General features: G+C 39.5%; 11 protein-coding genes. 2 read left to right on the top strand and 9 right to left on the bottom strand.

The window, feature by feature from the left end; translation table 11 throughout:
- Window positions 1-4: 4 nt before the first annotated feature.
- Complete coding sequence (locus tag AC1M9J_RS13075) at window positions 5-736, top strand: Fic family protein (RefSeq protein WP_481952458.1); 732 nt, start codon at window positions 5-7, stop codon at window positions 734-736.
- 96 nt (window positions 737-832) lie between these two features.
- On the opposite strand, the gene AC1M9J_RS13070 is transcribed toward AC1M9J_RS13075, so the two are convergent.
- The 9 genes from AC1M9J_RS13070 to AC1M9J_RS13030 all read right to left on the bottom strand — a co-directional run bounded on the left by AC1M9J_RS13070 (window position 833) and on the right by AC1M9J_RS13030 (window position 10,820).
- A complete protein-coding gene (locus AC1M9J_RS13070; protein WP_004972903.1) occupies window positions 833-2,047 on the bottom strand; it encodes a DcaP family trimeric outer membrane transporter in 1,215 nt (404 codons plus the stop codon).
- Window positions 2,048-2,144: 97 nt separating this feature from the next.
- The gene (locus AC1M9J_RS13065) at window positions 2,145-3,035 is read right to left on the bottom strand and encodes a DUF4116 domain-containing protein (protein ID WP_481952457.1); all 891 of its coding nucleotides are present in this window, start codon (window positions 3,033-3,035) and stop codon (window positions 2,145-2,147) included.
- A gap of 31 nt (window positions 3,036-3,066) precedes the next feature.
- The gene (locus tag AC1M9J_RS13060; protein ID WP_481952456.1) at window positions 3,067-4,098 is read right to left on the bottom strand and encodes an AbrB family transcriptional regulator; all 1,032 of its coding nucleotides are present in this window, start codon (window positions 4,096-4,098) and stop codon (window positions 3,067-3,069) included.
- Between the two features lie 47 nt (window positions 4,099-4,145).
- Window positions 4,146-5,648, bottom strand: a complete 1,503-nt coding sequence (locus tag AC1M9J_RS13055; protein WP_481952455.1) for a tripartite tricarboxylate transporter permease — start codon at window positions 5,646-5,648, stop codon at window positions 4,146-4,148.
- A gap of 13 nt (window positions 5,649-5,661) precedes the next feature.
- Window positions 5,662-6,108 (bottom strand): tripartite tricarboxylate transporter TctB family protein, encoded by a 447-nt coding sequence (locus AC1M9J_RS13050; protein WP_481952454.1) that lies wholly within the window; start codon window positions 6,106-6,108, stop codon window positions 5,662-5,664.
- Window positions 6,109-6,162: 54 nt separating this feature from the next.
- Entirely contained in the window at window positions 6,163-7,155 is a 993-nt protein-coding gene (locus AC1M9J_RS13045; RefSeq protein WP_481952453.1) for a Bug family tripartite tricarboxylate transporter substrate binding protein, read from the bottom strand.
- Window positions 7,156-7,251: 96 nt separating this feature from the next.
- Window positions 7,252-8,391: a tricarballylate utilization 4Fe-4S protein TcuB gene (gene tcuB / locus AC1M9J_RS13040; protein WP_481952452.1), complete on the bottom strand. Its 1,140-nt coding sequence runs from the start codon at window positions 8,389-8,391 to the stop codon at window positions 7,252-7,254.
- A gap of 2 nt (window positions 8,392-8,393) precedes the next feature.
- Complete coding sequence (tcuA, locus tag AC1M9J_RS13035) at window positions 8,394-9,788, bottom strand: FAD-dependent tricarballylate dehydrogenase TcuA (protein WP_481952451.1); 1,395 nt, start codon at window positions 9,786-9,788, stop codon at window positions 8,394-8,396.
- 99 nt (window positions 9,789-9,887) lie between these two features.
- Window positions 9,888-10,820, bottom strand: a complete 933-nt coding sequence (locus AC1M9J_RS13030) for a LysR family transcriptional regulator (protein WP_481952450.1) — start codon at window positions 10,818-10,820, stop codon at window positions 9,888-9,890.
- 564 nt (window positions 10,821-11,384) lie between these two features.
- On the opposite strand from AC1M9J_RS13030, the gene AC1M9J_RS13025 reads away from it, so the two are divergent.
- A complete protein-coding gene (locus AC1M9J_RS13025) occupies window positions 11,385-13,778 on the top strand; it encodes a DUF262 domain-containing protein (protein WP_481952449.1) in 2,394 nt (797 codons plus the stop codon).
- The last annotated feature ends 31 nt before the right edge of the window (window positions 13,779-13,809 follow it).

Raw genomic sequence — 13,809 nt, 5'->3', positions numbered from 1 at the left:
AGTTATGTTTGACAATATAGATGCTTTAAAAACAAAATTAGATCAGCATCGTCCTCTTTCTCCTGCAATTGTAAAAAATCTACAAGAAGATCTTATTGTTCGCTGGACATATCATTCAAATGCAATTGAAGGCAATACACTGACATTGCTAGAAACAAAAGTGGTTTTGGAAGGCATTACCGTTGGTGGAAAAGCATTACGAGAACATTTCGAGGCAATTAACCATAGAAATGCGATCTATTATGTTGAAGATATTATTCGTAAAGAAGAACCTTTTTCTGAATGGCAGATTCGTAATATCCATCAACTCATTCTAAAAAATATCGATGATGACAATGCAGGACGTTATCGCCAACAAAACGTGTTGATTTCAGGTGCTACGACTAACCCACCCGACTATACACTGTTGAATGATAAAATGGCTCAGCTTGTCGATTGGTACAATACTGAGGCACATAAGCTACATCCTATTGAACGTGCAGCTAAAGTACATGCAGACTTTGTAGGCATTCGTCCATTTATTGATGGGAATGGTCGCACGTCACGTCTTTTGATGAATCTTGAACTATTAAAAGCAGGCTATCCGCCTTGTGTGATTACAGTAGAAAATCGTTTGGCTTACTATGAGGCTCTTGATCAATGGATGGCATATGAAAAGACTGAAGCTTTTATTCAATTGGTTTCGGACGCAGTAATAGAAGGATTTAAACCCTATCAAGTTGTTCTAGATCTCTAAAATAAAAATTAGCTTGTACGATAATATCAGACATATGGACAAGGAAAAGCCCTTGCCCATATTCAATTTAATTAATCTTTTAGTTCATATCAATGTCTAAAAATCATATTTCGCCATCATTTCTAGACGGCTATCTTCGCCTTCTCGATCATTAACAGTATTACGCTTACCATAGACATATTCCACACCCAAAGTCAGCGGTTTATAAGGTTTGTACATCATATTGATCCAGCCTTGTTGTAGCTTTTTATTGGCAGTGTCATTGTTCTTATCATAAATTAGAGCACCATAACCCAAAGTACTTCTCAGCTTTTCATTAAAATGGTAGGTTGTACCCACTTGAAATGCATTATAATCAATTAGTTCAATCTCATTTCCCTCTTGGATATAACGTCGATTATCTGAAGTTGCCAACAATATTTTATTATCTCCGGATACATGTGAGTAATTGGTATTTAATAATAAGGATGGGGTAAATTTATAACGCAGGCCCAACGCAGCCCCCCAACCCAACTCTGTTTTATCATCAATATCACGTAGACGTACTTCCTGTAGCAGACCACGTGCAGTGATTAAACCATCTCCTTCGGCAAAGTCATACTTCACCTTACCTGCAAGTAACGGCAGACGATTCTCATCATTGCCTTTTTCCAGACTTAAGAAATACATGGTCTCTGCATTAATCGGCTGAGAGTAACGTACCATCGGATTACGGGTAGTCCCACCGCCTAAAGCGGTATTAAAGTCCAGCATTTCTGGTGCTGTCTCGGTTGATAAGAAGGTTGACGTCGTCTGACCAATCAGCCAGCGGTCATAATTTAAATAAACATGACGAAGACGCACCGTATCCTTATTCTCGCCGCCACGAAAATCGACTTCAATTTTACCTTTCAGTGACTTTTCATCTAAAGGCGTACTAAAATCCAAACCAATGCGAGTCGTGGTTAGCGTGCTATCAAAACGGTCTTCAGTTGCTCTTTTATCAGCTGCGTCCTCTAATGCAACAGTATGCGGGCTATTAAAAATCCCCTTTGCACCTTCAAATTGATACGCCATGTCGGCACGGATAAAGCCGTATAAGTTGACAGTTGCCCCTGATTTCGATTGCCAGTTTTTAAACGATGTTGACGGTTGAGTTACAGGTGCTTGGCTTTCTGGTTGTACAGCATTTGTTTGTTTTAAAAGTGCTTTTAACTCGGCTACTTCTGATTTTAACTGCTGTATTTCTGCTTGCGTCACTTGTTCCGCATGTGTGCCCGTCGCATATAAACTTGCACATAAAACTGCATAGCTCAGTAATTTAATTTTCATATGTTTCCTTTTTAATTCATATCCTTATTGCATAAAAAATGTGTGTTTAAATTGCTCCTCCATACATGTCCATAAATTGATTTCTAATGTTGTCGTTTTAATATTTTTTTCGAATAAAATGAATCGCATCTTTGGATTTAGACAAAGCAAATAGGCACAAGCTTTCTTTAGGTTGTTTCAAAACCGCAATCGCTTCATAATCCAATGAAATGGCAAGTTTGCATAATGAATCAGCTGGATCTTGAATATATTTAATTGAGGTCGGGTTAAGCTGAATGGCATAAGCCAAAAGCGTTTCATTGGCATGTTTTAAAAATTTGATCACTGACGTGTTTTGCTGAATCGCATATTTCCATAATTCTTTATTTGCTTCGTCAATGTATTGAATGACATACGGTCTTTTTTTAATGGCGTATTTGAGCATCGCCAGACTTGGCTGTTGGACATAGCGAATCGCTTCTGCGTGTGACTGAATCGCTTTTTCACATATCCGTTCTGTTTGTTGATGTATATACGCTAGGGTTTTGCCGTCATTTTTAACTGCTATCAAGCAGATGTCTTCTGTTTTATCTTTCACATAACGAATGGCATAAGGATTATTTTTTACCGCCAATACACAGAGTTGCTCGGTTTGTTGATGTACATATTTCAGCGCAAATCCATTTTGTGCGACTGCGGTCATACACATGTCTAAAGTTGGTACATCAATATAACGAATTGCCAAACCTTCATTTTTTAAAGCGGCCAAGCAAATACGTTCTGTTCTTTCATGTACGTATTTAATGAGGTCGCCGCAGTTTGAAACCGCATGTAGGCACATCTCTTCATTTTGATGGTGTGCGTATTTCAAAGCACGTGGGTTGTTTTTAATGGCTTCAAAACAAATCAGTTTATCTTGGTTTTGAATAAATTTTAAAAATAAGCCATCTTGTTTGACCCGATGCAGACGATCTGCATACGAAATTCTTTCATAAACACTGCTATTCATTGTTGCTCCACTGCTTTCATCCAAGCAATATCTAAAAAAATAATCTTTGACTTAAACGATAAAAATAACGGGTGGTGAGAATCACAAAAATGAGTCGCGAAAGTTGGAAGGCCACAATAATCGGGACTGAAAGTCCTAACACTTTTGCCATCAGTGACATTTCTGCAATGCCGCCCGGGGAGAGTCCGAGTAACAATACCTTTTCGTCTACAGACACAAACTGGATCAGTGCAAACACCAATAAAATGGACAGCACCAAAGCCAAAAAATTAAACATCAAGGTCAACACTAAAAACCGCTGATTGTCTTTTAAAAAGCTAAATGGGAATTTGCTGCCCAAAGACCAGCCAATACACAATTGACCAAATGCGATAAACCAATTCGGAAAGCTATGCTGAATCACACCAAAGTAAGACAGCATGCCTATTAAAAATAGCGGACCTAAAATCCAAGCATTCAGTACATTGAACACATCAAATACTTTAGCTGTAATGATGGCGAGTAAAAATAATAAAACGGTAGCCACAATGGATGCATTGGTGACTGCCAACGTCGGTACAGACCACGTCACGTCTAAATACAGCCCCATAAAGATCGGGACCAAGACGACCAAAATCACAATTCTTAAACTGTGCGTAGCGGTGACTTTATCGACTTGTGCTTGATGCTTCTCTGCAATGTTGATCATTTCACTAGCACTGCCAATTGCAGAGGCAAACCATGCCGTCGACCAGTCAAGGTGATTGAATTTGTATTGAAGGGTTGCTAATGCGAGGCTCAGCACCATTGACCACAAAATGCCGAATACAATAAACAGCCAGTACATAGACAAGGCATTGACCAATGCAGGAGTAAAATAAAGACCGAGCACCATGCCAATAATGACCTGCCCTGTCTTACGCCAACGTGGATGACATGGATTTGAAATACCAAAACTTCCGATCAGCAGCGTGATCAGTAAGGGCCCAAGCAGCCATGGCAGTGGGAGATTTACCCATACCGCAAGCCATGCACCTACAAAGGCAATTGCCAATCCTTTGGCATTGAACATTATATTTTTCATACTCTTCACCAATGATGGTCAACGCATAGTTGACCATCATGTTTGGATTAGATTGATTTTTGTTTTTTGATAAATAAGTACTTACGTACGAATGGAAGGATGAGTAACAATGCAGACATGATCCAAAGTCCCATACTTATACCACTGCTCCATAAGATGCTGAGTTCACCTTGAGAAATGGACAATGCACGGCGCAAGTTCGATTCCATCAACTCACCCAATACAAAACCAAGAATTAAAGGTGCAAGTGGGAAATCAAACTTACGTAAGATATAACCACATACGCCCAAACCTAAGCAGAGTAATAGATCGAAGACATTGCTATGAATTGCGTAAACACCAATGAAGCTGACCGTTGCGATAATTGGAATCAAGATATAACTTGGTACGCTCAACATTTTTGCAAAGAAACCCACCAATGGTAAGTTCAATACCAAGAGGATGATGTTACCCACCATCAATGATGCGATCAGTGCCCAAACCAATGTCGGTTGTTCTGTGAATAATTGTGGACCTGGTGCAATGTTGTACATTAATAATGCACCCATCATCACCGCAGTTGTACCCGAACCAGGAACCCCTAACGTCAGCATTGGAACGAATGAACCACATGCTGCAGCATTGTTGGCACTTTCCGGTGCTGCTAAACCACGTAAATCACCTTTACCAAATTGGCTGTTGTCTTTCGCAATTTTACGTTCAGTGGTATATGCCATTGCGCTGGCAACTGTTGCACCTGCACCTGGTAAAATCCCTGAGAAGAAACCAATGAATGAACCACGAATAATCGTCGCGAGTGCACTGAAAAATTCTTTGATGTTGAATAATGAACGTTTGCCTTGTTTAAGCGCAACTTTACCAATCGCTGTACGTTCAAGTAATAATAAGATTTCACTAACACTGAATAAACCAATCACGAGTGTGGTAAATGCAATACCATCACTTAAGCCAACGCTATCAAAGGTAAAGCGGTAAACCCCTGTAATCGCATCCATACCTACAGTTGATAAGCCTAAACCTAACAACGCCATAAGAAATGTTTTCACAGGTTGTGTGCTAACTAAACCGGTTAAACACACAATCGCAAAGACCATGAGTACAAAGTATTCAGCAGGGCCGAAAGAAATTGCCCACTTCGCCAATAATGGCGCAAACAACACGATCCCAATAAAGGCGATGGTACTACCAATAAAGGAACTGACGGAAGATAATGATAATGCAATGCCTGCTTTACCTTGTTGCGCCATCGGATAACCATCTAAAGTGGTCATGATCGCGCCCGCATCACCAGGCACATTTAGCAAAATTGCAGAAATACGACCACCATACTCACAGCCCAAATACACCGCAGCCAATAGAATCAGTGCGCTATCTACGGGTAAACCCAAGGCATAGGCAAATGGTAAAAGGATTGCCACACCGTTAATTGGACCTAAGCCAGGCAATAGACCGACAATCGTGCCAATAAATGCACCAATAAAGGCAATTAATAAGTTTTTCGGTTGTAATGCAACCTCAAAACCCATCATTAAAAAATTTAAAATTTCCATAGGGTCGTCATCCTTAACCAAATAGCCCGAGTGGCAAAGGTACGTCTAACACACGGTCAAACAGGTAGTAGGTACTAAAACTTAAAACAACACTGGTAATCGCAATCGGGATCATTTTCCCGTTAAATAAACGACCCATTGCGATGGTTAACAACAATGTTGCACCAATAAACCCGAGAAGTTCAAAGACCGCGGCATAGCAGGTTAGCGCCACGACACACAGGAGTAATTTGCCGACTAAGTGTTTGGTCCAACCGAGTTCAACTGGTTCAAACATAATGGCTGGACGAACCGTCAAGTAAAAAGCACTGAAAGTGATTAAGCCCATCAACAGAATTGGAAAGGCTTTTGGCCCAACAGGATCATAAGAAATTGGCGCTTCGAAGTTCAAAGCATAGATCAACAATCCCAATCCGATTACGGCAATGATGGCTGTAAGAATGCGTTCAGATTTCATCATCTTCCCTCTAAACAAAAACTGAGTGAAAACATTCGTCCTCACTCAGTCTGTTTGTTATTTTGATAATTTGTATTCTTCAGATAATTGACGCATTTCATTGGTTTGCTTATAGACATAAGCCTGAATTTCTTCACCGGTCATTTCAAATGGCAATAAATCTTGATTTTCGCGTACCGCATCGAACTTCTCATTTGCCATCATTAGATCAAAGGCATTTTTCCACCAGTTGTACGCATCATCACTGACCTTAGGACCCATATAGAAACCACGAATCACAGGCCATTCAAGGTCATAACCTTGCTCAATTGCAGTTGGTAAATTTGAAAACTTTCCTTCCAAACGCTCTTTAGCAAAGACTGCCAATACACGAATCGATCCTGACTGTAAATGTGGACCGACTTCGCTGACATTTCCGACACCGACCTGAATGTGCTGACCGAGAAGCGAAGTTAAAACCTCACCTCCACCTTCAAGTGCCACAAAGCTCATATCAGATGGGTTTACACCCGCTTTTTTGGCTAAAATCGCTGTTTGCATCCAGTCTTGACCACCGACACTACCCGCACCACCAAAGCTTAATCTCTTCGGATCATTCTTCAACGCTTTCATTAAGTCTTCTAGAGTTTTGAGAGGAGAGTCTTTATGTACAGCCACTAAGCCGTAGTCGACTGCAACGCCAGACAACCATTTCACATCTTTTTCAGTGAAGTTACCGAACTTGCCTTGTGCCAAGTTCAACAATGAACCGGTTGAAAATGCAATCACGGCATTATTATTGGCTGGGTCATTATTGACAATTTTGTTGTAAGCTACTGCCCCTACACCACCCGGCATATAGGTCACACGAATGGGATCTGTCATCACTCCAGTTTCTTTAAAGCCTGACTGAATTAACTTACAGGTCATATCAAAACCACCACCTGGTTTCGCTGGCGCAATACATTCTGCACGCTTCGGCTGACCCGGTTCTTTCGATGCATTACCTGTGCCACAACCCACCAAAACAGCGCCTGTGCACGCAAGTGCTAACCATTTCATTTTTTTCATAGCAAACTATCCTTATTGCTTAATTATCCGTGAATATGTTTCCACCTTTACCTAACGCCATCGTGGACTGTTTCAGTCATCACGAGGCTTGGGGTCTTATTTCAATTTATGTTTGGCAATGCGCTCCTCTACTGCAAATTTCAACAATGCAGCACTACGGTAGAAGCCATGTGCAAATTTGCCGAAAGGAATTGTTAAGAAGAAAGTCATCACCGTTGCTAAATGAACAATCAAAAGTAATGCCATTGCTGCAGTGTCACGGAAGGCAAGGAGCAATAAACCGGTGACACTGATCAGCAACAATAGGAAAATAAAGCCACGATCCATGGGTTTTTGCTTCGCATCACCATGTAAGGGATGACGTTTAATGTTCAAATAAAGCAATCCTACAGGACCAATAATGAGTCCAATCCCGCCTAAGGTTCCTAAAATGACAGGTAAGCTGGTATAGGCGTAAGGTGCTTGAAGACCTAAGAAGTAGTGGTAAAGCGTCGCAACACTGGTCGCTGCGAAACATAGTAAGAAGCCGTACATGGTAAAATGATGATAAACACGACGGATTTTGGTATATCGATCATCTTCTTCATTACAACCTTTGCCATGACCACCATCTAAATATTTGAGCGTCAGTACATTTTTTGAAGCTTGTAAAATATCTGGCTGTGCCACACCTTCTGGGATAATTTTGGATGTTTGACGCCAGAACTTCACCACACCCATACCGAGTAATACAAATGCCAACATAAAAACAGAGCCAAATAGCACCGCTAAGAAGTTATGCGGGAAAATGGCGTAGAAATCGCCTTGGTAACGACCAAATAAATCGGTGCCATTCATCCATACGCCAGCCAACATCAATAAGAAGAAAAGCACGGACATGGTTGACACCAATGGAATGCCTGTTTTCTTATAAATAGCACCAAATGCTGCAGGTACAGCAAATTCTTGATAGGTTTCTAAACGAACTTGCGCCATGGCTTGTGGAATATTCACACCAAATTCATGCGGTGGTGCATATTGGCAGGCATGTAAGCATGCGCCACAGTTATGACAAAGGTTTGCCATATAATGAATATCGGCTTGCGTAAACTCAAGACGCTTAGTCATGGCAGGGAATACAGCACAGAAAGTTTCACAGTAACGACATGCATTACAAATTTGTAAGGCTTGTTTGACTTGCTCTTCATTCTCGGTCAGTTGCACCACAGGAATAAAATTATTTACCTTGGTATTCATGTTTAAACTCCCTGCTTCAATGCAGCTTTCGCCGCATTTTTCCCTGCAATACGACCAAATGTCGTTCCAATCGACATACCAACCCCTGCGGTATAACCTTGCCCCAAGACGTTACCGGCCATCATTTCGCCTGCCACATATAGATTTGGACTTGGTTTGTCGTTAAAGCGTACTGCGGCATCATCTTCAACTTTTAAGCCTAAATAGGTAAAAGTAATTCCCGGACGCACTGCATACGCATAGAAAGGAGGTTGATTCAACGGGATAGCCCAATGGGTTTTGGCAGGTGAAAGGTTTTCGGTATGGCAGTTGTCTAAAACGGTATGATTGAACTCACCTTTGACACAGGCCTGGTTATAGTCCTGTACCGTTTGACTTAAGGTTGCGACATCTAAATTCAGTTTATGCGCTAACTCTTCAATGGTGTCTGCCTTCGTGCCTTCAAATACAGGTGGCATGAAGCGACCTACAGATTTTGAGTCAATAATTGAATAAGCAATTTGATTCGGTTGTTTGGCTACAAGACGCCCCCAAATCGCATAACGTTTTGGCCAGAAGTCCTCGCCCTCATCATAAAAGCGTTCTGCATTTTTATTGACTACAATCCCTAAGGACACGCAGTCAATACGGGTACAAATCCCACCATCATATAAAGGTGCACGTGCATCGACAGCAACACAGTGTGATTGTGAAGGATCACCAATAATATCTACACCACGATCGATCATTAACTTCAGCAAGTTACCTTGGTTAAAGCGCGTACCACGAATAATGAAGTTATCTGCTGGCCATTCACCATTTTCATTTTGGCCCCATGCTTCTTTAAGCCACTCGCGGTTTGACTCAAAACCACCTGCAGCCAAGACACAAGATTTCCCTTCAAAACGCGTACCATCTTCAGCGATCGCGGCTTTAAAGATGCCATTTTCAATGTCTAAATCTACGATCTTGGTGTTATAGCGAATTTCAACACCCATGTTTTGAGCACTACGGAAATACGCATTGACTAGGGCTTTACCACCGCCCATAAAGAAGGCATTAGTTCGTGCAACATGCAATGCTCCAGACAAGGGAGGTTGGAAATTTACGCCATGTTTACGCATCCAATCGCGACATGTTGCCGTGCTACGAATCACCAAACGTGCCAAATGTTCATTGGTCTTACCCGCAGTGACTTTAAGCAAATCCTGCCAATACTCTTCCTCAGGATATGCATCCACTAAAACATCTTGTGGTGCGTCATGCATACAACGTAAGTTACGAGTGTGTTGCGAGTTTCCCCCACGCCATTCTTTGGGTGCAGCTTCCAATAGTAGAACAGATGCACCTTCCTCTCTCGCTGTCAGTGCAGCACACAAAGCGGCATTCCCACCGCCTATCACAATTACATCATGCATTCGATGTCTTCCCTCTCGAATTTGATGTAATTTAAGACTAAAACGATGAAGAGCCGTGATAGGCAGAATTTAAACAGGTGTTTAATAAAATTAAATAGGCTAAAAGTCTAATAATTCTGCACTTGGCCATAGTCCAGTATGAATTAAATGCTTAACAGTACTTTTAATTGCAACTTTGGTCGCTAAACTTGCTGGTGAAAGCTCGTCTTCGGCATGGCTGATTAAATAATTAATACGTTCAAGTTTTGGCTCTACGACTTGTAATAAACACATGTCAGTTTTTAAGTAGTCAAAATGTGCACTGACGGGTTGAATGGTTGCCATATTTAACTGACTAACACAGTTCATGAGTAAATGCAGACCATCGACTTCATGATTGACATCTAATAATTCCACTTTTTGATCTAAAAACTTACGTAAACCGTGTCGCTGGCTTGGCAATACGAGGGGTAATCGATTGACTTGGTCTAAATCAATTTGTCCCTCTTGAATACAATGCTCAAATCCATATTCCTGTAGTAAAGACCGGTTTGCCATTAAAAACATTTGTTCTTTTAATAACGGTTGAACAGCCCAATTGACATCGACATCTTGGGTAAAAATAATGGCGATATCGAGCTGTCTTGAGTTCACAAGATTGGTGAGATTACCTGAGAGACTTTCAACTAAATGAATTTTGATATCAGGATAACGCTCTGACATCAATTGCATAAATGGAATACCGATTACAGACGCAATACTCGGTGAAAAACCTACACTCACATGACCAGTCAACCGAGATGAATGTGCGGCTTCAATTGCATACTCCGTATGACGTAATACCAATTGAGCCTGTTTAAAAAATGCCAAGCCTGAAGGTGTGGGTGTAACACCTGTGGATGTTCTCTGCAATAAACGTGTCGATAATTCATCTTCGAGTTTAGCAATTTGCTGACTTAGGGCAGAAGTTCCAACATCAAGTTTTTGAGAGGCCTTCCCTAAACTTCCTGATTCAATAATTGAGACAAAATATTTTAACTGCTTTAACTCCATCTATTACCTCATTTACTTGCAGCAGCCATTCCTTAGTTTGTATATAAAAACACTAAAAACCATGATAAATATATAAATATTTTCTAAGTAATCTTGTAAATGATCACGAAAGGATCTGAATTAAAGGCCGCATATTGAAAAAAAAATTAGCTCTATAAATGTAATGAATAATATTATATTTATAGCGTGGATAAATCTTAACTGAATTGGTTAAGATGAGAAGGATTACTTATACAACTTTAGAAAAACTCTGAGGTGGTAGAAATTTAACTGGCTCTTAAATTTAGATATATAAGAAGGACTTAATGTCTAACCTTCAAAGCCAAATTACCCAAAAATTACCAATCCATACTCCAACTATAAGCTTCTCTTCTAATCTCACGATTTTATTTATCAAATTATCAGCTAGCCATTCTAGATGCATGATCCTAGATCAGGATCGCGCCTAACAAAACATCTCAAAAATTAAAATTCATTAATAATTATAAAAATTTCTTTTGGAACAGAAACATATTCTTTGTATGATTGGTCAATTCTAAAAAAAACCTATATTTAGAGGGAATAATGGCTGTAGATCCTAAAACAATTTTTGAAGCAATATCTAAATCTCCTATGGAGTTACTCGCAGATAGAGGACTGGGATTATATATTCCTTCATATCAAAGACCTTATAGTTGGGATAAAGACAAAGTCAGTAGACTAATTGAAGACATTAGCCATGGTTTCAAAATGCTCGTTAAGTCTGATGATAGCTTTACATTTCTCGGAACAGTTATCACGATTCATGACATTAACAACTCAACAGTACAGCCAATAGTTAGAGCCGATGTACCCAGCAAAGTACTTACCGTAATTGATGGTCAACAACGTATGACCACTCTACTGCTAGTTTGTATTGCCTTGCACAACTCTCTAAATCTTGCCCATAAACAATTTTTGAAAAAAACCAAAAGCATTACTGCTGAATACGAAAAATTAAGTAATTCACCAGATTCAGATACTTCTTTAAGTGAATTAGAAAGTCACGTTACAGCAATAGAATGGCTTGATGGACAAACGCGTGAAGCTCTGTCAGCTTTGGCAGAAACTTTTTATGAAAAATATTCTTTCGGTAAATCACCTTTATATCCACGAATGATTCGTTCAATTGATGATCAATGGTCTAAAGGTACAGCAACACGTAAATATGACTCACCAATTGCTAATCTGATCTTTAACTATATTACTGAGATTGATAAAGCTGATTACGAAATAGTTGAATACAAGCCTGTTAAACGAAATAACAGCATGGAAGGTGAAGAAGCTATTGTGGATCGCTTCACCCAACTCATGAAAATTTTCAAAAGCTTAATCAGTAATCGCAGTACAACTCTCGATGAAATTGAAGAAATTCCAGACATCAGTGACATCTATGCTTCTGACTTATTGCAAGAAGGGTTATTAAATCACTTAGCTCCTGTTCCTAATATTCTTAACTTGCCTTCAAATGAAAAAGAATTCTTCGATAAGTTATGTATTCTAGTGTTTTATGCACGGTACGTCTTACATCGTGTAGTACTAACCGTAGTAAAAGGTAAAAATGAAGATTATGCCTTTACTATTTTTGAATCACTTAATACTACAGGTGAGCCACTAACAGCATTTGAAACATTTAAACCTCGTGTGGTTAATGCTGTCGGTTTAGCAAATTATGAGACTTCTCAAGAGAAATCTCTAATGGATCAGGTCGCTGAATACCTTTGTGTTTTTTCCGTTGGACCAGAACTTCAAAAAGCCACAAAAGAATTACTCATCCATTTCTTTAGCTCCTACTCTGGCCTACGTATTTCAGGACGCCTCGCTGAGCAACGTAGTGAGCTAAAAACAGCTTTCGAAGAGACAGCTAATCAACTGACATTTATCAAAATGTTAAGCCATTGCGCAAATTTTAAGAAATATATCTGGGAATCGGACTCTTATAGTGATCTTTCTAAAGTATTTGGCTCTATGCAGCTCTCACCTACAAGTAAACTAGGTCTCAAGTTCTTTAAAGATATTAATCACACAATCGTAATTCCTATTCTTACACTATTTTATAGCCAAATTTTGGATGCTCAGAGTGATGAAGAGAAGATAGCTCGATTCAAAGATTTTGAAGATGCGCTTAAAGCAATGGTAGCTTTTAGCACACTCTGGCGTGCATCCCGTCGTGGTACTGGTGGTATTGACAATGAATACCGTGAGTTTTTAAGTAAGGATGATATGCCTTCAGGGCTACCTAAACTCGCAAAAATTTATATGAATGATCAGATTATTAATATTAATCTTTTCAAGGCAGAACTCAAATCAAGACTGCTAGATCTCAACAGAAAAGGTAAATTAATTGATAAAGATAATTTTGTATCAATATCGAGTCACTTACCTATTTATAGTAGTGCTAAAAAAGTTGCAAAACTCCTATTACTTGCGGCTCATCATGATGCAGTTATAGATTCAGCCTATGAAGGCTTATTAGTTAAAGGTAGAACCTCTTCTAACCCATGCTTAGATATAGATAGTTATATCGATGACCGAAACCTATCTTTAGAACATATTGCTCCACAATCGAATAATGGCTCATGGGATATACGTATTTATGAAAATGGAGAACTTAAGGACACTTTAGGTAACCTTGTACTCATTTCACATGATTTAAACTCATCTCTAGGTAATAGGATTTGGGCAGAAAAGCGTATTTTCTATAAAGTTGTCGGTGCACAAGATCATAATGAGGCAGCAAGAGTATTAAATGAAGCAGCAAGTATTAATAACATTAGATTCGGTGATTTGACTAAAGATCTACTAGCCGCTCAAAAATATATGCCTAACTTGGTTACTCTAGGAAACATGACTAAACCTTGGACAAGTGATTTTATTGTCACTCGTTCAAAACGCTTATATGAACTTGCTTGGGATGAATTAATTAAATGGTTAGAATGATTGCATAAATAATAAAAAAAAGAGATGCTAA

It is taken from the genome of Acinetobacter sp. ANC_7588 (assembly GCF_056783995.1).
The sequence above is the reverse complement of the archived record's forward strand: the minus strand, read 5'-3'. Positions and strand labels throughout refer to the sequence as shown.

Bases quoted from the DNA above. Each gene is read 5' to 3' on its own strand.
- AC1M9J_RS13055 (WP_481952455.1), bottom strand. From the start codon at position 5,648: ATGGAAATTTTAAATTTTTTAATGATGGGTTTTGAGGTTGCATTACAA.
- AC1M9J_RS13025 (WP_481952449.1), top strand. From the start codon at position 11,385: ATGGCTGTAGATCCTAAAACAATTTTTGAAGCAATATCTAAATCTCCT.
- AC1M9J_RS13065 (WP_481952457.1), bottom strand. From the start codon at position 3,035: ATGAATAGCAGTGTTTATGAAAGAATTTCGTATGCAGATCGTCTGCAT.
- AC1M9J_RS13045 (WP_481952453.1), bottom strand. From the start codon at position 7,155: ATGAAAAAAATGAAATGGTTAGCACTTGCGTGCACAGGCGCTGTTTTG.
- AC1M9J_RS13050 (WP_481952454.1), bottom strand. From the start codon at position 6,108: ATGATGAAATCTGAACGCATTCTTACAGCCATCATTGCCGTAATCGGA.
- AC1M9J_RS13075 (WP_481952458.1), top strand. From the start codon at position 5: ATGTTTGACAATATAGATGCTTTAAAAACAAAATTAGATCAGCATCGT.
- AC1M9J_RS13060 (WP_481952456.1), bottom strand. From the start codon at position 4,098: ATGAAAAATATAATGTTCAATGCCAAAGGATTGGCAATTGCCTTTGTA.
- tcuB (WP_481952452.1), bottom strand. From the start codon at position 8,391: ATGAATACCAAGGTAAATAATTTTATTCCTGTGGTGCAACTGACCGAG.
- AC1M9J_RS13070 (WP_004972903.1), bottom strand. From the start codon at position 2,047: ATGAAAATTAAATTACTGAGCTATGCAGTTTTATGTGCAAGTTTATAT.
- AC1M9J_RS13030 (WP_481952450.1), bottom strand. From the start codon at position 10,820: ATGGAGTTAAAGCAGTTAAAATATTTTGTCTCAATTATTGAATCAGGA.
- tcuA (WP_481952451.1), bottom strand. From the start codon at position 9,788: ATGCATGATGTAATTGTGATAGGCGGTGGGAATGCCGCTTTGTGTGCT.